Annotated in this window: 22 protein-coding genes; 15 read left to right on the forward strand and 7 right to left on the reverse strand. The window is 39.6% G+C overall.

The genetic code is table 11. The features are described 5' to 3' along the window. Nucleotides 1-164: 164 nt before the first annotated feature. From fabV to pspF, 7 genes are all read right to left on the reverse strand, one after another. A complete protein-coding gene (gene fabV, locus E2H97_RS06805; protein WP_133406443.1) occupies nt 165-1367 on the reverse strand; it encodes an enoyl-ACP reductase FabV in 1203 nt (400 codons plus the stop codon). Nucleotides 1368-1480: 113 nt separating this feature from the next. Then, a complete protein-coding gene (locus E2H97_RS06810) occupies nt 1481-2254 on the reverse strand; it encodes a peptide ABC transporter ATP-binding protein (protein ID WP_133406444.1) in 774 nt (257 codons plus the stop codon). Then, entirely contained in the window at nt 2254-3243 is a 990-nt protein-coding gene (locus E2H97_RS06815) for an oligopeptide/dipeptide ABC transporter ATP-binding protein (RefSeq protein WP_133406445.1), read from the reverse strand. The genes E2H97_RS06810 and E2H97_RS06815 overlap by 1 nt, the downstream gene beginning before the upstream one ends. Before the next feature lie 10 nt (nt 3244-3253). Continuing rightward, nucleotides 3254-4144: an ABC transporter permease subunit gene (locus E2H97_RS06820; protein ID WP_133406446.1), complete on the reverse strand. Its 891-nt coding sequence runs from the start codon at nt 4142-4144 to the stop codon at nt 3254-3256. Then, a complete protein-coding gene (locus tag E2H97_RS06825) occupies nt 4131-5162 on the reverse strand; it encodes an ABC transporter permease (protein ID WP_133406447.1) in 1032 nt (343 codons plus the stop codon). The genes E2H97_RS06820 and E2H97_RS06825 overlap by 14 nt, the downstream gene beginning before the upstream one ends. 2 nt (nt 5163-5164) lie before the next feature. Further along, nucleotides 5165-6793, reverse strand: coding sequence for an ABC transporter substrate-binding protein (locus tag E2H97_RS06830; RefSeq protein ID WP_246029063.1), 1629 nt, complete (start codon nt 6791-6793; stop codon nt 5165-5167). A 73-nt stretch (nt 6794-6866) separates the two neighbouring features. Next, nucleotides 6867-7940, reverse strand: coding sequence for a phage shock protein operon transcriptional activator (gene pspF / locus E2H97_RS06835; RefSeq protein WP_133406448.1), 1074 nt, complete (start codon nt 7938-7940; stop codon nt 6867-6869). A 174-nt stretch (nt 7941-8114) separates the two neighbouring features. Between pspF and pspA the strand changes: the two genes are divergently transcribed. From pspA to purF, 15 genes are all read left to right on the forward strand, one after another. Next, nucleotides 8115-8795 (forward strand): phage shock protein PspA, encoded by a 681-nt coding sequence (gene pspA / locus E2H97_RS06840; protein WP_133408584.1) that lies wholly within the window; start codon nt 8115-8117, stop codon nt 8793-8795. 24 nt (nt 8796-8819) lie between these two features. After that, complete coding sequence (gene pspB, locus E2H97_RS06845) at nt 8820-9062, forward strand: envelope stress response membrane protein PspB (protein ID WP_133406449.1); 243 nt, start codon at nt 8820-8822, stop codon at nt 9060-9062. Continuing rightward, on the forward strand, nt 9046-9441 hold the full coding sequence (gene pspC, locus E2H97_RS06850) for an envelope stress response membrane protein PspC (RefSeq protein ID WP_133406450.1): 396 nt from the start codon (nt 9046-9048) through the stop codon (nt 9439-9441). Before pspB ends, pspC begins: the two co-directional genes overlap by 17 nt. Before the next feature lie 47 nt (nt 9442-9488). Continuing rightward, nucleotides 9489-10931 (forward strand): YcjX family GTP-binding protein, encoded by a 1443-nt coding sequence (locus E2H97_RS06855; protein WP_133406451.1) that lies wholly within the window; start codon nt 9489-9491, stop codon nt 10929-10931. Beyond that, entirely contained in the window at nt 10924-11985 is a 1062-nt protein-coding gene (locus E2H97_RS06860) for a TIGR01620 family protein (protein WP_133406452.1), read from the forward strand. The genes E2H97_RS06855 and E2H97_RS06860 overlap by 8 nt, the downstream gene beginning before the upstream one ends. Before the next feature lie 126 nt (nt 11986-12111). Then, nucleotides 12112-13290, forward strand: a complete 1179-nt coding sequence (megL, locus tag E2H97_RS06865) for a methionine gamma-lyase (RefSeq protein WP_133406453.1) — start codon at nt 12112-12114, stop codon at nt 13288-13290. 113 nt (nt 13291-13403) lie between these two features. Next, nucleotides 13404-13715 carry a ComEA family DNA-binding protein gene (locus E2H97_RS06870; RefSeq protein WP_218938239.1) on the forward strand — a complete coding sequence of 104 codons (312 nt, stop codon included), beginning with the start codon at nt 13404-13406 and terminating at the stop codon, nt 13713-13715. A 116-nt stretch (nt 13716-13831) separates the two neighbouring features. After that, nucleotides 13832-14959, forward strand: a complete 1128-nt coding sequence (locus tag E2H97_RS06875; RefSeq protein WP_133406455.1) for a 4-phosphoerythronate dehydrogenase — start codon at nt 13832-13834, stop codon at nt 14957-14959. 2 nt (nt 14960-14961) lie between these two features. Then, entirely contained in the window at nt 14962-15978 is a 1017-nt protein-coding gene (locus E2H97_RS06880) for an aspartate-semialdehyde dehydrogenase (protein WP_133406456.1), read from the forward strand. Nucleotides 15979-16131: 153 nt separating this feature from the next. Continuing rightward, nucleotides 16132-18840 (forward strand): FimV/HubP family polar landmark protein, encoded by a 2709-nt coding sequence (locus tag E2H97_RS06885; RefSeq protein ID WP_133406457.1) that lies wholly within the window; start codon nt 16132-16134, stop codon nt 18838-18840. A gap of 107 nt (nt 18841-18947) precedes the next feature. Further along, nucleotides 18948-19733: a tRNA pseudouridine(38-40) synthase TruA gene (gene truA, locus E2H97_RS06890; protein WP_133406458.1), complete on the forward strand. Its 786-nt coding sequence runs from the start codon at nt 18948-18950 to the stop codon at nt 19731-19733. Between the two features lie 15 nt (nt 19734-19748). Then, nucleotides 19749-21035: a bifunctional tetrahydrofolate synthase/dihydrofolate synthase gene (folC, locus tag E2H97_RS06895; protein ID WP_133406459.1), complete on the forward strand. Its 1287-nt coding sequence runs from the start codon at nt 19749-19751 to the stop codon at nt 21033-21035. Between the two features lie 3 nt (nt 21036-21038). Next, nucleotides 21039-21644 carry an SPOR domain-containing protein gene (locus E2H97_RS06900; protein ID WP_133406460.1) on the forward strand — a complete coding sequence of 202 codons (606 nt, stop codon included), beginning with the start codon at nt 21039-21041 and terminating at the stop codon, nt 21642-21644. 386 nt (nt 21645-22030) lie between these two features. After that, nucleotides 22031-22516 carry a CvpA family protein gene (locus E2H97_RS06905; RefSeq protein ID WP_133406461.1) on the forward strand — a complete coding sequence of 162 codons (486 nt, stop codon included), beginning with the start codon at nt 22031-22033 and terminating at the stop codon, nt 22514-22516. A gap of 141 nt (nt 22517-22657) precedes the next feature. After that, nucleotides 22658-24172 (forward strand): amidophosphoribosyltransferase, encoded by a 1515-nt coding sequence (gene purF, locus E2H97_RS06910; RefSeq protein WP_133406462.1) that lies wholly within the window; start codon nt 22658-22660, stop codon nt 24170-24172. The last annotated feature ends 34 nt before the right edge of the window (nt 24173-24206 follow it).

Below are 24206 nucleotides of genomic sequence, written 5' to 3' on the forward strand. Positions count from 1 at the left end.
TGACTATAAGATTAATACACGAGAAGAAAAACTGTATGAATGTGAATTATAAATAATACAATCGACATTCATTCTTAATGTTAATGGAAGTGATCTATTTTGAATTTTTGATACAAAAAAACGCCGCATTGTAGCGACGTTTGCAATTTGGATTATTCTCTTAATTAAAGCTGAATCACATCGAAATCAACTAATGGGCTTACATCCGCTTCATAGTCGATGCCTTCAATACCAAAACCGAATAATTGTAAGAACTCATCTTTATATTCTTGGTAATCAGCGACATCTCTTAAATTTTCACTGGTCACTGTTGGCCATAAATCACGGCAGTGTTGTTGGATTTCATCACGTAACTCCCAGTCATCTAAACGCAGACGATTACTTTCATCAACATCAGCGGCTTGGCCGTCAGTACGATATAGACGATCACTGAACATACGGTTGATTTGCTCAATGCAACCCTCATGGAGTCCCGCAGAGCGCATTTTTTTAAATACCATTGCAATGTACAAAGGCATTACAGGAATTGCTGAGCTAGCTTGTGTTACAACACTTTTAAGCACTGCAACATTCGCACTGCCGCCTTTAACACCTAGCTGTTCATTTAAGGCATGAGCTGCGCGGTCCAAGTCCATTTTGGCTTTACCAAGTGCACCATGCCAGTAGATTGGCCAAGTCATGTCTGTACCGATATAGCTATAGGCAACAGTTTTGCAATCGTCAGAAAGTACACCAGCTTCAGATAGCGCATTTATCCAAAGTTCCCAATCTTGACCACCCATAACCGTTACTGTATCCGCAATTTCTTGCTCAGTGGCTGGCTCAACATGGGCTTCAATAATAGTGTCTTTGTTGGTATCAACTGCAGTTGAAGTATAGGTTTCACCAATTGGTTTAAGTGATGAACGAATGACTTCGCCAGAATCAGGCATTTTGCGGACAGGGGAGGCTAATGAATAAACCACCATGTCAACTTGACCAAGGTCTTGCTTGATTAGATCAATGGTCTTTTGTTTTGCTTCGTGGCTAAAAGCATCACAGTTAATACTTTTTGAATATAAGCCTTCAGCTTTAGCAAATTTGTCAAAAGCCGCTGAATTATACCACCCAGCAGTGCCTGGTTTTTTCTCAGTTCCCGGTTTTTCAAAAAATACACCGATTGTCGCAGCGTCATTACCAAATGCTGCAGTAACACGAGACGCAAGGCCATAGCCACTCGATGAACCAATTACTAGCACTTTTTTAGGGCCATTTTTTAAGTTGGCATTAGCTTTAGTAATATTGATTTGTTCTAGAACGTTTGCTTCGCAACCCACTGGATGTGTGGTGGTGCAGATGAAGCCACGAATTTTCGGTTTGATGATCATAGTTATTCTTCTGTTTAGTAGATTGAGAATAGAATAATAATTTACGTGTTAAATTGGCACTTATTTTTGCCTTTAAATAGCAAATCTTAAAGTGGTTGGAGCAGTGATTGGTATTAACACAGCTCCTGATCTCTTAATAACTTCTGGGTATACGGGTGTTGAGGTTCGTTAAACAATCGCTCGGTAGTAGCCTGTTCGACAATTTCCCCTTTTTTCATCACAATCACATTATCACTGATGTGTCGGATCATTTTTAGGTTGTGGGATACAAAAATGTAAGAAAGCCCTAACTCTTTTTGTAGTTCAATTAGTAAATTTAAAATTTGGGCTCGCACCGATAAATCTAAGGCTGATAATGCTTCATCTGCGATGATTACTTTAGGGTTAAGCATGAGTGCTCTGGCTACTGCAACTCTTTGTTTTTGTCCTTCAGAAATCATATGAGGATAAAAATCGGCATGCTCAGGTAGTAATCCCACTTTTTTTAAAATACTCAACACTTGATCATGGCGTTGTCTTTCAGAAAGCGAGGTATTGAATTTCAGAGGTTCGTCAAGGAGCTCACCAATGGTTAAGCGTGGATTTAATGAAGTGCTAGGATCTTGGAAAATCATCCTAATTAAGCGGCATCTTTGTTTTACATTTCGTCGCTCTAATGGTGTACCTTCAAATAAAATCTCACCTCCACTTCGTGCTTCCGCGCCAACAAGGATTTTTGCAAGTGTACTTTTTCCGGAGCCAGCTTCTCCGACAATCGCTAAGGTCTCTCCTTCAGCAAGAGTAAACGTAATCGGTAGCAATGCATTAGAGCACTGGCGCTTAAAACCTTTGTAACCAGAGAAATACGTTTTTTTAAGGTTTTTGACTTCAAGTAATGATTGGCTCATTAGCTTTTCTCTTGGTTGTACGGAAAGTGGCAAGCATAGCTGTGCTCTTTACGCTGTGAAGGAAGAGGTTGGTTTACACATTGGCGCTCAGCTTTGGGGCAACGAGGCCCTAATCGACACCCAATAGGGAGGTGCTGTAAAGCAGGAATTGAGCCTGGTAGAGTTTCAAGAATCATTTTGCTGCTGGCTTCATACTTATCCTTAGCGTAGTGATCCATTAAGGTCTTAGTGTAAGGATGGAACGGCTTTTCAACGATTTTATCGGTTAGACCAGATTCAGCCACTTGCCCACAGTAAAGTACAGTTAAGCTGTTACACCATTTGGTTAGGTTTTCCAATTCATGGCTTATAAGTAAAACGGTTACATTCTGAAGTTGGTTCAATTGTGTTAACAGTCGGAAAATTTGAGCCCGAGTACTTGCTTCCATGTTGGTAGTCGGTTCATCAGCAATTAGCAGTTGAGGTCGGTGGGCAATTGCCATTGCAATCATCACCTTTTGACATTCACCTTCGGATAACTCCCAAGCATAGCTATCCATAATGGTTTCAGTGTTTTTAATGCCAACTTTATGCAGCCATTTATTGGCCATTTTTAATTTTTCAGAGTGCCGTTTCCAAAAGTAAGTGCCTTTTGGCACTGGCATACTTTCTAAAATTTGAGAGCCTATCGTCTTCGCTGGATCAAAACTCCCCGATGGATCTTGAAAAATCATTGAGATACTTGATCCCATGAGCTCACGGCGTTCTCTTGATGACATTGTCATGAGGTTTTTACCATCAAACATCATTCTATCGGCATTTAGAGTCCAGTTGGGATCTTCTAATCCGATAATGGCTTTGGCGAGCAAGCTTCGTCCTGAACCCGATTCGCCTAGGAGTCCTCTAATGTCACCAGCATTTAAAATCATACTGACTTTTTCAAGGGCTTTTACTTTACCGTGAGGAGTATCAAGCTCAATGGTTAGGTTTCTTATATCAAGTAAAGGCATATAAAGTACTCTAGCTGCGCTGTGGTGATAAGGCAGAACGTAAGCCGTCACCTACCAAGTTAATGGCCAAAACGGTAATTAAAATTGCAACACCCGGAATTGTGACAGTCCACGGAGCTATTAAAAAATGTTCAGTTCCTTGCATTACCATAGCTCCCCACTCAGGGCTTGGTGCTTGGGCACCAAGGTTTAAAAAACCTAGTGCAGCAATATCAAGAACCGCGACTGACATTGCCAGTGTTACTTGAATAATCACAATATCCCAAACATTTGGCATAATCACATACCAATAAATTTGCAATGAATTGGCGCCATCTAACCGCGCGGCTGTAACGTATTCTTTTTGGAGTTCTTCATGGATAGCTTGATGGATAGCCCTAACAAACTGAGGTACAAGTGCTAGGCCTACAGCCCAAAATACGTTTTCAAGGCCTGCGCCCATAACGGCTACAACTAACATTGCCAATATTAATGATGGAATGGATAGCAGTGCGTCTAATAAGTGGCCTAAAATACTCGATTTAATACCACTCATCATTCCTGACACTGAGCCTAGAAAAAAACCGACAATTAAGGCAACGGCAACCACAGCAATAGATATACCAAAGGTTAGATGCGTACCATGTAAAACTCGGCTTAGAATATCTCGCCCTAATTCGTCGGTTCCCAAAAAGTGTGTAACACTTCCAGCTTGATCCCAAGAGGGGGGTAACAGGAGTGCATTAGGATCTTGTAACCCAGGTGGGAATGGGGCTAAGTACTCACCAAACAGCATGACCAAAAATAAAATGAAGAGCAGCCAAAGACCGACTAAAGCGAATGGATTTGATGAAAACGCAATCCATGTTCTTTTGCTTGGGGATGGAATTGCATCATCCTGATAAATTCTAATTCTTGCCATAAAGCTCTTTCTTAGTGATCGGATTAACAAGGTTGTGGATCACATCAATTAAGATATTTAAGAAAATAATCAAGAGTGCCACAACAAATACACCGCCTTGAATAACAGTATAATCACGTTGGTAAATGCCTGATACTAACCAATAGCCCACACCAGGCCAGGCGAAGCTCACTTCAACTAATATGGCGTAACTGGCAAATGGTCCAAGCATTAATCCTAATTGCTTTAGTACAGGGATAAGAGCATTAGGCAGTGCATGTTTAATGATAATCTGGCCAGTATGCAACCCTCTTGCTTCAGCGGCACGAATATAGGTTTTAGTCATCACATTCTGCATGGCAGAACGCGTAATTCGAATCACAACCGTAAGCGGTAAAATTGATAGGGTTACTGCAGGCAAAACAATGTGCTGTAGTGCATCATAAAACGCTGACACTCCGTATTGCTTGCTGGCTAAAAGGCTGTCAATAACAACAAACCCTGTGACAGGTTTGATTTCGTAAAGTAAATTAATTTGGCCCGATACAGGTAGCCATTCTCTCTGAATTCCAAACCAATGAGCCAACATCAACCCTATCCAAAAGACGGGTAATGAATAGCCCGTAAGAGTGGTTGCAACAATCAGGTTCTGAATCATTTTATGATGGTTAAATGATGCTATCACTCCAATTGGTATGCCTACGACTAATGCAATCAAACCTGCAATCATTGCTAATTCAAACGACGCTGGCAACACTACGAATAACTCTTGGGATATAGGGTGGTGCGAGGTTAGAGAAACACCAAAATCACCACTAAGTCGGTGCTGAACATAAGCGAAAAACTGACTGAAAATATTACTGTCTAAATGATAAGCTTGAGAAATTGCTAATTCTTGTGCTGGAGACGGATCATTTATGCCAGATAATGCAACATTTGTTGAAACTGGAAACAAATGAGTGACATAAAAAAGTACCACTAGCATTACAAATGAAGTCGCGATAAACAAATTTAAACGTCGAACTAAATACCAAGTCATAATTAGTCTTTTAGCTCCTTGGAGTGGTAAACTTTAGCAAATGATATTCCACCATAAGGGGCAAGTTTTACTCCTTTGATATCACTTCTTTTCAAAATAATGCGATTAGAATGAGCCAATGGCACTAATGGTGCTTGTTCACTCAAGAGAATTTCTGCTTGTTGATACAGCTTCTTTCTTTCTGCCTGATCTGTGATTACTTTAGCTTGTTTCAATATGTCATCAAACTCTGGATTACACCATTGAGCACGATTACTTTTTGATTTTAATGCAGAGCAACTCAAATAAGGGGAAAAGAAATTATCAGGGTCACTATTATCAGCATTCCAACCAAGTAAAACGGAATCATACTGGGAACGATTTAATTTTTTAGAAAACACGCTCCAATCATAATTTTTAATCTTGGCTTTAATCCCAACTTTGGCAAGATCGGCTTGAATTAGCTGAGCTGTTTTAACTGGATTAGGGTTATAGGTTCTTGCCGTTGGCATGGTCCAAATATTCATTCGCAAATCTGTCAGGCCTTTACTTTGCAAAATCTGTCTTGCTTTGGTTGGATTATAACCTTGATGTTTTGGATTAATTGTATGAGCCCATGATGCTGGAGGTAGAACGCTGTAAGCTTCAACCGCGGTTTGGCGATAAACCACACTTAAAATATCGTCTTTATTGATAGCCATTGCTAAAGCTTGTCGAACTTCAGGGTCATTAAAAGGCGGTTTAGAAGTATTAAATGCCCAATAAGAGACATTCATTCCTCTTTGCTGCTGGATTTGGATATGTGGGTTTTGATCTGCAACTTTCAACTCTAATGGTTTAGGTAATGCTGAGACTCCACAGTCATCTGTCAGTAATTTAGCCAAACGCTGAGAGTTTTTTCTGGTGATATCAAAAACCAAATGTTCAACTTTTGCTCTAGCTCCCCAATAGTCATCATTTCTTTGATAACGGATATATTCATTTTTGACGTATTGCTTGAAGGTGAAGGCTCCCGTACCAATAGCAAATTGGTCGATCATTTGCGGTGTGCCTGCCTTAAGAAGTGTGTCTGCATATTCTTTTGATAAAATAACAGCAAAATCAGACGCGAGATTTGAAAGGAAGCTTGCATCAGGATGGTTTAAATGAAAAACCACAGTGTGAGTATTTGGTGCTGAAATACTATTAACTAAAGATTGAAATCCAATGCTTTGAAAAAAGGGATACCCATTATGCGATACATAATGGTATGGGTTGGTTTCATCAATAATACGGTTAAAAGAAAATAACACATCCTGAGCATTAAAATTTCTACTTGGAGTAAACCACTTATTATGGTGAAACTTCACGCCTTTACGCAGTTTAAAAGTATAAGTCTTACCATCGTTACTTACTTCCCATGATGTAGCTAAAGACGGCGACACTTTTCCTGTGGAAACATCGAAATCAATCAGGTGATTATAAATTTGATGCGAGCTGGCATCTATGGTTGTACCTAAAGTCACCGTTTGAGGGTTAAAGCCCTCAGGGTTTCCTTCAGAGCAATAGACTAAACCGCTAGGAATGTCTTTGGGCTGGCAGCCTGAAATTAAAATTAAACTCAGGCAAATAGCGAGAGTTTGAATGAACCGATTTTGAGCCAGTTTCATCATTAAAATAATTCTTTATTTGATATCCCTTTATTCTAACAGCCATCCTACAAAGCGGGCAAACAACAACGATAGGTTAATTCTTCTCCAACAGGTTGTATTTCTTCAAGATACCTCGAAGTTGATGGTAACTAAGCCCTAGATTATCTGCTGTTTTTCTTTGATTAAACTGACTTTCCTTTAAAGCAGTTTTAATTAAATCAATTTCAAATTTTTCAGTTTCATCTTTAAAGTTAATAGGGAAATTCAGAGGCTTGTGCTCTGGCTCACGGTTTTCTTCAGTGGAGAGTTCTTCTTTCTTCTCAATAGGTGTTGAATTTTCAGTATTTACTCGCTGAGATACCGTTCTGACTCTTTGCTTGGGGCGATATGGGGATTCAAATGGGTCAAGACTGATTTCTGAAATAGGTTCAGCTTCCATTCCATATCGATAGACACTTCGCTCAATCGCATTTTTTAATTCACGAATATTACCAGGCCATTGATAATCGTGAAGTTGTTGAACAGCATGTTGGGAAAATCCAGTAAAAAATGGCATTTCCAGCTGTTTAACCATACCCATTGCAAAATACTCAGCGAGAGGCATGATATCTTCTTTGCGATAACGAAGAGGTGGCAGGGTGATAACATCAAATGCCAATCTATCTAATAAATCAGCTCTAAATTCTCCAGCTTCTGCTAAAGAAGGTAAATCCTCGTTTGCAGCACAAATAAGACGAACATCAGTTTGTACGGTCTTACTGCCGCCAACACGTTCAAATTCGCCATATTCAATCACTCGCAGGAGCTTTTCTTGTATCAAGCCACTGGTATTGGCGAGCTCATCTAAAAATAGGGTGCCATTGTCGGCTCGCTCAAAGCGTCCTTCATGACGGCCTTTAGCACCTGTAAAGGCGCCTGATTCGTGGCCAAATAATTCACTTTCAAGCAGGTTTTCACTTAAAGACGAACAGTTTAATTTGATAAAACTCTGATCCCATCGTTGGGATAGATAATGCAATCTTTCTGCGATAAGCTCTTTACCCGTTCCTCGTTCACCAATAATCAATACTGGTTTAGAGAGAGGGGCGACTTGTGATACATGCTCTAAAACTTCTAGCAGTGCATTAGATTCGCCAATCAAATTATCTTGTTTGAATGAATTACTCATGTGGTTATTAGTAATTTCCACTAACTTTTGGTGAAAAATATAATATGATGCTGTTTAACGAAATGAAAGTAAAAGTTATAAAATTGTTTAACATGTTGTTATTTCTGGGTTTTGCAAAGTTGGCACGCTATCTGTAATAGTGAATCCGACATCAACAACTTTGAGGATAGAATGATGGGAATTTTTTCACGTTTTGCCGATATCATTAATTCGAATATCAGCTCTTTACTCGATAAGGCTGAGGATCCTGAAAAAATGGTTCGCCTGATCATTCAGGAAATGGAAGACACGCTAGTCGAAGTTCGCTCTACAAACGCGAAGGTGCTTGCAGAGAAGAAAGAAATTCTTCGTCGAGTTGCTAAAGCAGAAGAGCAAGTTCAAGACTGGGAAGCGAAAGCTGAACTTGCATTATCGAAAGACCGTGAAGATTTAGCGAAAGCGGCTTTGATTGAAAAGCAAAAAGCTTCTGACTTAGTTAAAGCGCTTAGCGATGAGCTGCTTGTAATTGAAGAGCAAATCGCTCGCTTAAAAGAAGAAGTGGTTCAACTTCAAGAAAAACTGGCAGATGCAAAAGCTCGCCAAAAGACAATTGTCATGCGTACTCAAACCGCATCATCTCGTTTAAACGTTAAACGTCAGCTTGATTCAAGCAAAGTTGATGATGCCATGCTTAAGTTCGAGCAATATGAGCGTCGTGTTGAAGGTTTAGAGTCTCAAGTTGAAGCTTATGATCTTGGTAAGAAAAACACACTTGCTGACGAGTTCGCTGCACTTGAAGCTGAAGAAACAGTAAACAATGAACTAGAAGCCTTAAAAGCCAAAGTGAAGGCGAAAAAGGAAAAAGCGAAAAGCTAATCGCTGTAAGGATTGAGGTGAAATATGAACCCAGATATTTTAATCGCCCCACTGATACTCTTTATGATATTCGTGGCTCCGATTTGGATAATCATGCATTACCGTAGTAAAAAGCAGATTAACCAAGGGTTATCGGAGGAGGAATATAAGACTCTAAATCAATTGATTGCTCAAGCAGATAGAATGGCACATCGCATCGAAACGCTTGAAAAGATCTTAGACGTAGAGTCTCCAGAATGGAGAAACAAACATGAGCCACAGCGATAGAAAAACCTTATATCGTGTTCCAGAGCAAGGAAAAATAGCGGGTGTTTGTGCAGGTGTTGCTGAGTTCTTTGGCTTTGAAACATGGTTAGTAAGAGTGGTTACCGCTTCAGTATTTTTACTTGGCGGTACAGGGATGGTGCTGATTATCTATATCGCGCTTTGGGTGATTTTAGATATTAAGCCTAGGGAAAATGCCGAAGATTCACTTCATAAGGATATTGAAGTGAAAAAGAAAATTTGGCAGGCAGGAGAGCCTGCACAGCAAGCACTGCAAGACGTTAATCATCAGTTTAGGTCATTAGAGTTACGCCTAAGGAACCTTGAGCGACATGTAACTTCTGATAGCTACGACTTAAAACGTCAAATCGATAACCTTTAAGGCGCGCACATTGCGCCTTTTTGTTTTTTTGGGCTGTATTTATTTCTATGAGTTTATTTTTTGAGCAATTTTCTAAAGTCAAAAATAAAGCCGAATCTGTAGTTAATCGTAGCGCTGATAGGCATGTGCGCCTTGCTGTAACTGGATTATCAGGAGCTGGTAAAACTGCTTTTATTACTGGCTTGGTTCATCAATTATTATCTTCTACCGCTCACAAAGGAGAAGATAATTTACCTCTGTGGCATCTGGCTAGAGAAAAACGCTTGCTTGGGGTCATCAGAGAGCAACAACCCGATCTTTCAATTCCAAGTTTTGACTATAACGGTGCAATGGCGCAATTAACAGCCCAGCTTCCAAAGTGGCCTGAATCTACTCGCAACATCAGTGAAATCAGACTCGCCATTCACTTTAAACCGCAATCAGGAATAAGAGGTAAACTTTTCGATAAGAGTAAGTTATTATTGGATATCATTGATTATCCAGGAGAGTGGCTGCTCGACTTACCGTTACTCAAACTTAGTTTTGTTGATTGGTGTATAGAGCAACAGAGCCGAATAGCTATTTTTAGTCATTTTTCTGGCTTTAATTCCTTTCGTGAAGATCTGAAAAAAATAGACTTTGCTTCGCCAATGGACTTGTTTGTATTAGAGCGTATTGCTAAGCAATACCAAAAACTACTAATTGAATCTGTAAATGAAAAGGGGTTTTATTTAGCTCAACCGGGAAGAATGTTGTTGCCCGGAAATTTAGAAGGTTCTCCTTTACTCACTTGGTTTCCAATACTGAATTTATCTAAAGCACAGTTGGAATCATTAGATAAAAACGCAGAGCAGAATAGTTACTTCCAAGTATTAAAACAACGCTATCAAGCCTATGTTGATGAAGTGGTGAAACCATTTTATCGAGATCATTTTCGACATTTCGATAGACAAGTGGTGTTGGTCGACAGTTTGTCAGCATTAAACCACGGCCAAGCACAATTTAATGATATGACACAAGCTTTGTCAGGTGTGCTTGATAGCTTTCAATTTGGTCAAGCAAATTGGCTGAATCGTTTATTTTCGCCAAAAATTGATAAATTACTTTTTGTTGCCAGTCAGTGTGATCAAATTACCCGAGATCAACAGTCAAATTTACTCTACTTACTCAATGACATGTTATCCGACTCTCAACAATTAGCCACGATAAAAGGCTGTGATGTTGAGACTATGGCTATTAGCGCAATCAAAGTGACTAAGCATGGATTAGTAAAGCATCAAGGGCAAGAAGTTGAAGTGGTCGAAGGGCGAACCACAGGCAATGAATTGATACGAGTTTTCCCTGGGGAAGTGCCAAGGAAACTGCCTCAAGTTGATTTTTGGCAGAAACAAGGGTTTCATTTCAAAAAGTTTCTACCGCCTATGTCTTTAGCTGGAGATCAGAAGCCTCAATTGCAGCATATTCGTCTAGATCATCTGCTGCAGTATTTACTAGGAGATAAACTTGACTAAAGCCAATGAAGAACAAACGAGCTTGAGACCATCTCAAGTGTTTGACGCTGATAAAGAGTCGCTCTTGCAACAAGAGGTTCAACAAAAAGCTCAACAAGAAATCAATGAATTGAAAGGCGCAGAAACGTTTGAGCTTGAATTGATTGATGATTCCGAGCTTGATCTGCAATTGGCTGTATTCGATTCTGAGCAAGGGTCACCTAAGGCTTCAGCTTTTTCTAAGTTAGCTAAATTGGCGATGTTAGCATTTGTCGCTTTGGTTTCTTTAGAGTTAGTTACAGGGCTAATTGAAGTATGGCAGCAAAGCCCAATCCTATTTACTGCCTACTTAATGTTAATTGGCGTTATTTTAGCTTGGGCTGGAAAAGTGGTTCTATCCGAATATAAAAAGCTCAAGTCTTTAAAGAGCCAGCAGAATCACCAACAGACATCCTTGCGTTTGAAAAACAGTATGCAGATGGGGGAAGCAAGAGCTTTCATCAATAGCTTGGTTTTTAATGCTGCGGATCAACAATCGCTTGCTGAGTTTAATCAACTGAACTCTCAAGAACATAATGATGCTGAGTTATTACGTTTATTTGAGCAAACAGTACTGACTGAACAAGACAAACGAGCCAAACGCATTGTTCATAAATATGCTGCGGAATCAGCGCTATTACTTGCTGTTAGCCCGTTTGCTTTATTAGATATGGCAATGGTTTTGATCAGAAATCAAAAAATGCTGACTGAGTTAGCAAAGTGTTACGGTGTCGAATTAGGTTACGTAAGTCGTATTAAGCTCACCCGAAGCATTATCAAAAATATTCTTTTTGCAGGAACAACGGAGGTGCTTACTGATCTTGGTAACCACATGTTGTCTTTGGAGTTAACTGGAAAGTTGTCAGCAAAATTAGGGCAGGGACTGGGTGGAGGTTTATTAACAGCAAGGTTAGGTTATCAAGCAATGGGACTTTGCCGACCTATAGCGTTTGATAAAAGCTCTAAACCTAAATTAACCAACATCCATAAATTACTCTTGGTTGAATTAAAAAACTTCGCTAAAAATAAGGATTAGGGACTGTTTGTAATTTTGGTTTTACAGCTCAATTAGGATGATTTTTATACTTGAGGATAGGTTTTGGTGAAAATATAGGTATGTTACTTAACTAAATTTAATAATAAAAACAAAAATGAGGTAAGTATGAAAAATACATGGAACATCTCCACCAAAGCCATTCATGCAGGTAAAGGTATCGATCCAAACGGTGCTTTAGTCTCTCCCCTCAGCCAAAGTGCGACTTTTGTGTTTGATTCTGTCGAACAAGGCGGTGCTCGCTTTAGTGGTGATGAGCAAGGGTACATTTATACTCGCCTTGGAAACCCTACTACAACAGAACTTGAAACCAAAATAGCGGCACTTGAAGGCGCAGAAGATGCCGCCGCAACAGCGTCAGGTATGGCAGCAGTCTCTTCGGCATTATTGGCTAACTTAGCTCAAGGCGATCACGTCATTGCTTCTCGTACCGTATACGGCTGCTGTTTTTCGCTGCTGACTCACCAGTTTGAGCGTTTTGGTATTGAAGCATCATTTGTCGATTTTACTGATGTTGAAAAAATCCAAGCGGCAATAAAACCCAATACCAAAGTTATGTTTTGTGAGACTCCAGTTAATCCTCACCTTGAAGTTTATGATTTAGCGGCAATTGCAAAGTTAGCGAAACAAAACGGCATTACTTCAATTGTTGATAACACTTTTATGACGCCCATTTTACAACGACCATTAGAATTTGGCATTGATATGGTGGTTCATAGCGCGACTAAATACCTTAACGGTCATGGTGATGTTGTTGCTGGTATCGTGTGTGGTAATAAAGAAATTATGACCAAAGTTAAGTATGAAATCATTAAAGATATCGGCGGGATCATTTCGCCTCATGATGCTTGGCTAATTTTACGTGGAATGAAAACATTAGATGTTCGAGTGCAGCGTCATTGTGATAATGCAGAACAAGTTGCGGAGTTTTTAGAATCTCACCCTAAAGTCGCCAAGGTATATTATCCAGGATTACAGTCTCATCAAGGCAATACTTATATCGGAAAACAAATGCTCCGTGCGGGTGGAGTCATGGCTTTTGAGTTAAAAGCTGATTTGCAATCGAGTATGAACTTCGTAAATTCATTAGAGTTATTTTCTATAGCCGTTAGCCTTGGTGATGCAGAGTCATTAATTCAACATCCGGCTTCGATGACACATTCACCTTACACCGAAGAAGCTAGAGCCGAAGCAGGAATAACCGATAGTTTGATTCGTATTTCAGTTGGGCTTGAAAATGTCACAGATATTATTGCTGACTTAGAAACTGGTTTGGTAAGCCTTTAATTTATATTTATATGATATATAAAGGTTGATCTTTCTCTATTTATTAGTAATGTGGTCAATTGTTGAGCATGTGTTTCAACAATTGACGATCAATAATGGAGAAGGGAAAGCCAATGAAAGGATTAATTCAGGCTTCATTGATTGCGCTGGCCGTAATTTCTGCGCCAGTGAACGCTGGAGACAAGATTAAACCAGCTAAAGCTCATTTAGCTGTAAAGGAAGTTAAAAACCTCAAAGCCATTAACATTAATACTGCTACAGCTGAGCAGCTTCAAAGCCTTAAAGGTATTGGAAAGAAAAAAGCGGCTGCGATTGTAGAGTATCGTAAAAAACACGGTAAATTTAAGTCTGTTGCTGATCTTAAGAAAATTAAAGGTCTTGGTGATAAGTTCATCGCTAAAAACAAGAAGTTGTTGATACTTTAAACCGCAAACATTCTGAGCAGGGCAACCTCAATTTAGGTTGCCTTTTTTATTGTTAAACTACTCAATGTTTAGCATAATCCTTTCACTATCAAAGCTTCATTCAAAATTGCTCTTCTATGAAAATAATTGCCGATGCCAATATGCCTTTTGCTGAAGAACTGTTCCAGCAATTTGGGCACGTCCATAAACTAGATGGTCGTACAATGACCGCTGAAGATGTTAAAGATGCTGATATTTTATTGGTTCGCTCAGTAACCCAAGTGAATTCATCTCTTCTTGCCTTGAATAACCAGCTGAAGTTTGTTGGAACGGCGACTATAGGTACTGATCATATTGATCAAGAGTTTTTAAAATCTAAAAACATTGAATTTACCAATGCGCCAGGGTGCAATGCTGTTGCCGTAGGTGAGTATGCGTTTACAGCTATGTTGGAGTTGGCTCATAAATATGGTGAGAAGCTCAAAGGTAAAACGGTCGGTATTATTGGCGCAGGCAATACTGGCTCTGCTCTAGAAAAGTGCTTAAAAGCTTATGGGGTAAAAACATTACTGTGTGACCCAATAAAAGATCAGCAAGGAGACTGCCGAGAATTTGTATCGCTTGAACAGATAATAAAAGAGTCAGATGTTATCAGTTTGCATGTGCCATTAACCAAGGAAGGTGAATACAAGACATGGCAGCTTTTTGATGAAACAAAGTTAAAACAACTCAAAAGCAATGTTTGGTTACTCAATTGTTGCCGTGGAGAAGTGGTTGATAACGAGGCTTTGTTAAGAATAAAAAATCAAAAAAAAGACATTAAAATTGTATTGGATGTTTGGGAAGGTGAACCTTTTCCGATGGAAAAATTAATCCCTTTTGTCGATTTTGCAACTCCGCATATTGCAGGGTACAGTGTCGAAGGTAAGGCTAGGGGGACTTTTATGCTTTATGAACAAGCGTGTAAGCTATTTTCAAAATCAGTAAATACCAGTATGTTCGAGCTCTTACCTGAGTTTTTTGTTAAATACGTAAAATTGAATAAAAATCTAACACAATTAGATCTGTTACGACTTATGCGTTTAGTATACGATATCAGTGATGATGACCGTAGTTTCAGGCAATTAGACTTCTCGAATGGGGAGTTCGATGCAATGAGAAAGTCTCATAAACATCGCCGTGAATGTTCAGCATTAACACTATCCGCAGTTAAAGAGTCACAAAACTGGTTATTCGAATTAGGTTTTTCTAGAGAACAAGCATAAATATGTCACAAGAATTTAATATTGCCGTCCTTGGCGCATCTGGTAATGTCGGTCAGGCTATGATCGAAATTTTAGAAGAGAGAAATTTTCCTGTTGCTAATCTGTATCCATTGGGCAGTAAAAACAGTGCAGGAAATACCATTAACTTTAAGGGTGAAGAAATCACCATTATCAATGTTGATGAATTTGATTGGACTCAAGCTCAAATCGGCTTTTTCTCTGCTGGTGGTAGCGTTTCTGAGAAGTGGGCTCCGATTGCTGGTGAAGCAGGTTGTGTGGTTATCGATAATACTTCACATTTTAGATATGACATTGACGTACCTTTGGTGATTCCTGAGGTGAATCCACAGGCTATTGCAGATTTCCGAAATCGTAATATCATTGCTAATCCAAACTGCTCAACGATTCAAATGTTGGTAGCACTTAAACCTATTTATGATGCATTTGGTATTGAACGAATTAATGTTGCCACTTATCAGTCAGTTTCAGGTTCAGGCAAAGAAGCCATTGAAGAGTTATCTGGACAATGTGTGAAGTTGCTTCAAGGACTGCCTGCAGAGTCGAAAGTTTACGATAAACAAATTGCCTACAATGCCTTACCTCATATTGATGTCTTTATGGACAATGGTTTTACCAAAGAAGAAATGAAAATGGTGTGGGAAACTCATAAAATTTTAGGTGATGAGAGCATTATGGTGAACCCTACAGCTGTAAGAGTTCCTGTATTCCATGGGCATAGTGAAGCTGTTCATATCGAAACTCGTCAACCTATTGAAGCGGAAGATGTAAAAGCAGTATTGTACGAAGCTGAAGGCGTTGAGCTTTTCCCTGAAGATACTGACTACCCAACAGCAGTAACAGATGCTGCAGGGGCTGATCCTGTGTATGTAGGGCGTATTCGCAAAGATTTATTTTTGCCAAATGCTGTAAATTTATGGGTTGTTGCCGATAACATTCGTAAAGGCGCAGCTCTTAATAGTATTCAAATTGCTGAGATTTTAATTAGAGATTATTACTAACAGCAATTAAATCATGGGTATAATTAAAAGCTTGCGTTTAGGCAAGCTTTTTTATTAATTGCTATATAGCGAGAGAATTTTTTCTGGTTTATAGTTAAACTCAATAAATACAAATGCATAAATCTCATCTTTGAGCAAGAAAGGAAAGGATTAATGAACTTTCGCACCTCGTATTTGGTTGGCATATTAGTTATAGCATCAACTATGATATGGCAACATGACTCTTTTATTACCTCAGCCCATGCTGCCACAAAATTCAAAGTTACAGGTCCCAATGGGGAGCGAAAAGTAGAACATAGCCAATATGGCCCCACAAAAATTTCCGATACGTTTTGGAGCATAGCCAGTAAGGTAAGGCCAAATCAACAAGTTTCGATTTATCAAGTAATGGCAGCGGTTTACGATGCAAACCCACATGCGTTTTCAACCACCAATTACAACAGCCTTGAAGCAGGGATGTTTCTAGTCATACCTCCAGTTGAAAATATGCTGTCGATTCCACTTTCTGTAGCGAGAAGTCGTGCAGCGCAAAACGATAAAGCTTGGGGAAATCGTCAAGCGGATCTTGTAACACCTAAGTCTGTAAAACCAGCATCGGTAAACGCCAAGGCAGTCCCGAGTGCTCCAAAAGTTAAACCAGAGCTAACCACTGAATCTACTCCCAAAGTAGATGAAACGCATCAGCAAAAGATTAATGAACTTACGGCTCTATTAGAAAAAGAAAAAAATAAAACCCTATCATTAACCGATGAACTCAGCCGCACACAAGATGAGTTAAGGGTAACGCAAGAAGATAATCAAGCCTTAAAAGCCAAGCTTGATAACTTAAATGATCAGGTAGCTACGTTAGATGAAACGTTATTGGGAACTAAGCAGAGAAATGCCGCATTAACGGCTGAAAATGCTGATTTAAAAGATAAACTTGCTGCTTTAAAAGTGGAACAACCCAAAGAAACTTGGACAAAGTTATTAGATAATACATGGCTAATCGTAGCTGCGGCTATTATACCTGCTTTATTGATCATTATTATTGCTTTGTTACTTATTAGACGGAACTCAAATACTGAACCAGAATCTCAGCCAGAAGAGACACCGCTAGAAGCTCCACTTCCAGCAGAACCTGAAGTAGATCTCAATTTGGCTTCAGAAGCAGAAGAGTCGGATCAAGAGTTAGATGATGTTGCGATTCATTTAGATAGTGATGAAGGTCATGAAGTAGAGTCTGTAATTGAAAATCAACCTGAAGATGACAGTAATGCTCTTGACGCATTATGGGCTGATGCTCTAGATGAACAAATAGATGGTAAAGAGATCAGTGAAGATACTGAAGAATTACTCGCTAAACTTGAACAGAATCAATCTGAAACGATAGATGAATTTGACGGAGCAGAAGAGCCGAGCGCCAATGAAATTGATGACATATTGACGCAAACAGAAGAAGTCACAATTGCGCCTGAATTCGATCCCGTAAGTGATTTTGAAGAAAGTACTTCTGAGGAAGAACTAACACCTGCTTCACTTGATGCAAACGAAGAAATAAATGATTCGGATGAGCTTTCAGAACAAGAGCTTGATGATATTCAAGATAAAATCATTGATGAGTTTTTTGAACAACAAGGGATAGACTCTCTACTTGATAATGCACAAAGTGATGAACCTAGTAATAACGAAGAAAATACAGGGTTTGATATTGAATTAACCGAAATCGAATCGGAAGATTCAGAACTTGAAGATACTGAAACTTCAATGCAGCAACAAGAAAGCATTATTGAACAACAAGAGGTTTTGTCTGAGCCAGAAGCTATTGAGTTTGAATCAGAAAATGACTTTACGGACGAGTCTCTTGAACCCATTGAAAATTTAGAAGCTATTGAAGATCTTGATCCGGTAGAAGATGCAGAAACTCTGGCGTTTGCTCCTGATGCAAATGAAGCAACTGATGATCTTACGATTGACTTTGATACCGATACAATTTCTTTAGCTGATGACGAAGTCAGTTTAGAATCACCTGCTGAGCCTGAGCCTGAGCCTGAGCCTGAGCCTGAGCCTGAGCCTGAGCCTGAGCCTGAGCCTGAGCCATTTGATAATGAAGAAAGCGCGCAAACGCACAATATCAGTGATGCCGCGGCAGAAGAGCTTACAGAAGAGTTTGGGGAATCATTAGATGAGCTAACTCAGTTGGTTTCAGATTCCTCAAAAGCAGAATTACCTGAGCATCAATCTACAGAATCAGAATTGCCGACAGCTGAACCGGTTGATGATTTAGATGCCTTGATGTCAGAGTTCGGTGTTGCTCCAACATCATTAAGTGAGTCAAACAAAGAAGAAAGCTCAGGAGATGATTTAATTTCCCCATCTCCGGAGCCAATTGAACCAGAACCACAAACTTTGGTTGAGGATGACTTCGAGTTACCAACTGAAACTGATGCCTCATTTGAAGGTGATCAAATGACTGTTGATGAAGCTCTCGCGGCTTTAGATACGGAGGCTGAAGCAAGTGTAGAAACACCAGAACCAACAAGCATTGCTGATTCAGCCTTGGCTGAGTTCCAGCAAGAAAATGGTTACATTGACATAGATAAACTACTTAATGAAGCCGATGAACAAGCCAGTGAAGTCGAGCCATACAAAGATGTAGATATTGATTTAGGTTTTGATCAAGATATGAGCGAGCTTATGGATGATAAATCTATGATTGACGTGGATGATGCAGAAAATGCTGTTAACGCCAAACTGGATTTAGCAAGAGCTTATATAGAGATAGAAGATAAAGACAGTGCTAAGGCCTTACTGCAAGAAGTTCAAGCGGAAGGTAATGATCGTCAGAAAGATGAAGCACAGCAGCTTATCGATAACCTGTAATAGCTATAAATCATTCAGAAAACGGTAATACTTCGGTATTACCGTTTTTTTTGGTGTGGAGTTTAGTTAAACTTCCCGCCAAGATTGAAAATATGTAGCGGAAGATTATGCGAATAGCACTTGGTGTAGAGTACGATGGCAGTGCTTATTTTGGTTGGCAAAGGCAAAAAGAAGTTGATTCTGTACAAGCTCAACTCGAAAAAGCATTATCCTTTATTGCCAATGAAACGATTGAATTACAATGTGCTGGCCGTACAGATGCTGGTGTTCATGGCACAGGCCAAGTCATTCATTTTGATACTACAGCGATTCGCCCATTAAAGGCGTGGAGCATGGGAGTGAACGCTAATTTGCCTGATAATATTGCAGTACGTTGGGCAAAAGAAGTGGATGAAAACTTTCACGCTCGATTTTCTGCAACGGCTAGACGTTATCGGTACATCATCTATAACCACAAACTGCGTCCAGGAATTTTACGTCACGGGGTCAGCCATTATCATGGTGATATAGATGAAACTAAGATGCATCAAGCTGCTCAAGCATTGTTAGGTGAGCAAGACTTTACCAGCTTTAGAGCCATTCAATGTCAGTCAAATACTCCCTTTCGAAACGTTCATCATGTTGAGGTAACTCGACAGGGTAACTATGTTATTGTTGATATTGCGGCAAATGCATTTTTACATCACATGGTGCGTAATATTGTAGGTTCTCTCATTGAGATCGGTTTAGGTAATCAACCACTAAATTGGATGAAGACTTTACTCGACTTAAAAGACCGGAACCAAGCGGCGCCGACTGCCAAAGCGGGTGGGCTGTATTTGGTTGATGTCACTTATCCAGAGTCATTGGGCTTACCTAAGCCTACTCTTGGTCCTTTGTTCTTAGCAGATTAGTGTTTCGAGGATTTAATGATGTCTTCTCTAACTCAATCCTCTACACTAAGCGAATGGCTTGATTACATATTGGCACAGCATCATGTTGAAATAGATATGGGGTTGTCACGGATAACTGAAGTGGCGAAGCAATTAGATGTATTAACCTTACCTAACTCTAAAGTGATCACTGTTGCCGGCACTAATGGTAAAGGCAGTACTTGCGCCATGCTGGAAAGTATTCTATTAAAAGCAGGCTACTCCGTTGGGGTTTATAGTTCACCTCATTTAATGCGATTTAATGAACGTATACGCATCAATAGAGAGTTTGTTTTTGATGAAGAATTGTTGGCTGTTTTCCAGCAAATTGAAACCGCTAAAGGTGAAACTAGCCTTTCCTTTTTTGAATATACAACCTTAGCAGGATTACTGGTATTTCAAAAACAAGCACCTGATGTGGTGATTTTAGAGGTCGGTTTAGGTGGGCGATTAGATGCAACCAATATCCTTGATTCCGATATCTCTGCTGTTACAAGTATCGGTTTAGATCATCAAGAGTACCTTGGTGATACTCGTGAGTCAGTTGGGCTTGAAAAAATTGGAGTCTGCCGTTCAAATAGATTAGCGATTATCGGTGAGCCAGATGTCCCTGAAAAAGTCAAACAAACTCTGTTTGAAAGACAAGTTAATGCGCATTTTGTCGGTAGTGATTTTTCATATCAAACTCAAGAAAATGTAAAGATGTGGGATTATCTAGGTCAATCTACAATAAAGGGTATTCCTGTTCCACAACTGCCTTTGCCGAATGCTGTAACTAGTATCGCTATTATCGAGCAGGCATTTCCAAACATAGACCAAGAGATCATCAAGCAAGGCATTGCCAGTGCTCGTGTTGCTGGTCGTTTAGAGCAGGTTTTAGATAAACCATTGGTACTTTTGGATGTAGGGCATAATCCACAAGCGGCGAGATATTTAGCTGAGCGATTAAAGCAGTACAAAGGCAAAAAGATTCATGCCATTTGCGGTATGCTTAAAGACAAAGATATCAGCGCAGTGATTAAAGAGCTTGAAAATACTATTCATCACTGGAATTTCATTCCATTACCTACAGAGCGAACTGCGAGTGTTGATGAGCTAAAAAGTAGCTTATCAAGCCCAAATAACATGCTGGAATTTGAAAGTATGGCAGACGCTTGGTTAAAAATATCTAAGCAAGTAAATAACGAAGATGTGGTAATTGTGTTTGGCTCATTTTACACTGTAGCTGAGTTTTACAAATTAGACCTTGATGGACGTTTTAGCTTTCTGACGAATAAAGGATAACTCGTGTCGAATCAATTTCAGAACCGCTTAGTTGGAACCATAGTTGTTGTCGCGTTAGGAGTGATCTTTTTGCCTGATATGTTAGATGGCAAAGATAAAAGACAAGAAGAAAATTTTTCTGAAATTCCTCTACGTCCCGAATTTAGTGGAGATTTGCAACAGCCTCTAGTGACTGAAATTCAACCTAACTATAACGCTGAAATTGAATCTCCAGCAGAGTTACCTAAAGATAAAGGTAACTACTCTAAGTCATCTCAAAAGCCAACTGCTACAAATGAGCAACCGTTGTCAAAGGAACAGACTAAAGCCCAAATTGTTTCCGGCTCGAAAGCAAATAATACTCAAGAACCCAAGTTATCAGATTCAGTGGCATATACAATTCAGCTTGGCAGTTTTAATAATGCTAAAAATGCCAATGCACTCGTTCAACGACTACGAAAGCAAGGGTTTAGAGCGTACAGTGTTCCTAAGGTACCTAAAGATAAACAATTAACAAGAGTGTTTGTGGGGCCAGATATTTCAAAAGAAAAATTACAGCAAACACAAAAACAGTTGTATAAACTCACTGAAATGAAAGGGCGAATTGTTAACTATGATCCGATTAATTAGGGCGTTTCCAATTAGATTTTTGGTTTGCTGCTGTTAATTTTTTAGGTTAAATAAGGCGGAAAATGTGAAGTGTAGTAATCTACACGAATATTTGACAACGCAGTTTAAACAAAAAAGAAACGCAGCCCTTCGGGTTACGCCTAAAATTTGCAAACTCGCCGTTACTCATCTTTCGTTTAGTTTACTAAACTTCATTTTTCGTGCCTTGATTTTGTAAATTTTAAGCTGTAACAAATCAAAAAATCTTTAATTGGGTACGCCCTAAACGTGATACAAATTCAGTTATTTATTATTCAGACAATTAATTCGTAATTACAGGGGTGAGAAATTGTTGCAGTTTTGCTAAGATCTTGCCGTTAGAAGAATATCTTCAGGATCATATTTAAATGCTTTGGATCGATTACGCCATACTTGGCATTATCGGATTATCGACCATTATTAGCCTTATTAGAGGCTTCGCTAAAGAAGCTATGTCGCTGGTGGTCTGGTTTGCTGCTTTTTTCATCGCCAGTCAATTCTATAAAGATCTCGCCGTTTTCTTAACTCAAATACAAGATCAGCTTTTTCGAAACGGTGTAGCTATTGCGATTCTTTTTATAACCACTCTAGTTTTAGGGGCACTGCTCAATTTTGTTTTAGGACAATTGGTTTCTAAAACGGGGCTCAGTGGCACAGACAGAGTTCTAGGTGTTTGCTTTGGAGCCGTACGCGGGGCGTTAATCGTGAGTGCAATCTTATTTTTCCTTGATGCATTTACAGGTGCTCCTAATTCAGAGTGGTGGAAAGCCTCAAAACTAATTCCAGAATTCGGTGTAGTGATTCAGTGGTTTTTTAACTATCTGGAAACAACCTCAAGCTTTGTACCCAAATAAAAAATGAAATACGCGTACTCAAAATCATTAACAATAAAAGTGAATGAGTACAGATTGCTTCAGTCAATGCGCTCTTATGTTGATTTGTGTATTGCTGAAGCTTTGTTGTATTAGAACATCTTAAAATGAGGAATATTACCCATGTGTGGTATTGTCGGAATTGTTGGCCTGTCAGCGGTTAATCAAACCATCTATGATGCATTGACTGTTTTGCAACATAGGGGGCAAGATGCAGCAGGTATAGTAACCCAAGATCAAGGGTCGTTTAGGTTACGTAAGGCTAACGGACTAGTTAAGGACGTTTTTGAAACTAAGCACATGCAACGTTTGCAAGGTAACGCAGGTATCGGCCATGTTCGTTACCCTACTGCGGGTAGCTCTAGTGCGTCTGAAGCACAGCCTTTTTATGTGAATTCTCCATTCGGTATTTCACTTGCCCATAACGGCAACCTTATTAACACAAAAGAGTTGTTAGAACGCCTAGCTTTAAAGCGTCGCCACATCAACACCACATCGGATTCGGAAATATTACTCAATCTGTTAGCTGATGAGCTTCAGCATGTCAGTGGCTTATCATTAACGCCTGATGAAGTATTTAGTGCCATTCGTCAGGTTCATCGCCAAGTGAACGGTGCTTATGCCACGGTTGCCATGATTATCGGTCAAGGGTTAGTGGCATTTCGTGATCCTTACGGGATTCGTCCTTTGGTGCTTGGTAAACATGAAACTGAGCATGGAACAGAGTACATGGTTGCTTCGGAAACGGTGGCATTAGATGCGGTAGGTTTTGAAGTTATCCGTGATGTTGAGCCGGGCGAAGCTATCTATGTTGATTTGCAAGGTAATCTTCATAGTCGTCAATGTGCGGATAATCCTCAACGTGTTCCATGTATATTCGAATTTGTGTACTTTGCGCGCCCAGATTCCACCATTGATAAAGCCTCTGTGTATTCAAGCCGAATCAATATGGGCACTAAGCTGGCTGAGAAAATTAAATCGGAATGGGAAGATAAAGACATCGATGTCATTATTCCAATTCCAGAAACCTCTTGCGACATTGCGGTAGAAATTTCAAATAACCTAGGTATTCCTTACCGCCAAGGGTTCGTGAAGAATCGATATATCGGTCGTACATTCATTATGCCGGGTCAACAAGAGCGCAAAAAATCCGTTCGTCGTAAGCTGAACGCAATTAAAGCGGAATTCAAAGGCAAAAACGTACTGTTAGTGGATGATTCTATTGTTCGTGGAACAACCTCTGAACAAATCATCGAGATGGCTCGTGAAGCAGGGGCAAAGAAGGTTTATTTTGCTTCAGCGGCACCAGAAATACGTTTCCCAAATGTGTACGGTATTGATATGCCTAGCTCTAGTGAGCTGATTGCTTATGGCCGAGATGTTCATGAGATTGCAAAGATGATTGGTGCGGATGGCATGATCTTCCAGAACCTTGGTGATCTTGTTGAAGCTGTTAAAGCTGAAAATCCAGATATAAAAGAGTTCGAAACGTCTGTTTTTGATGGTCACTACGTGACGCCGGGTGTTGATCAGACTTATTTAGATCATCTAACTAAATTACGAAATGACGACGCGAAAGCCAATCGTAATCGTGATTTAGGGACTAACCTTGAGCTTCATAATGTTGGTCATCCTTAAAATTTGATATCAATAAAAGCCAGAATTGCTCTGG

This window comes from Parashewanella tropica (genome assembly GCF_004358445.1).
In the GTDB taxonomy this organism is placed as follows: Bacteria; Pseudomonadota; Gammaproteobacteria; order Enterobacterales; family Shewanellaceae; genus Parashewanella; species Parashewanella tropica.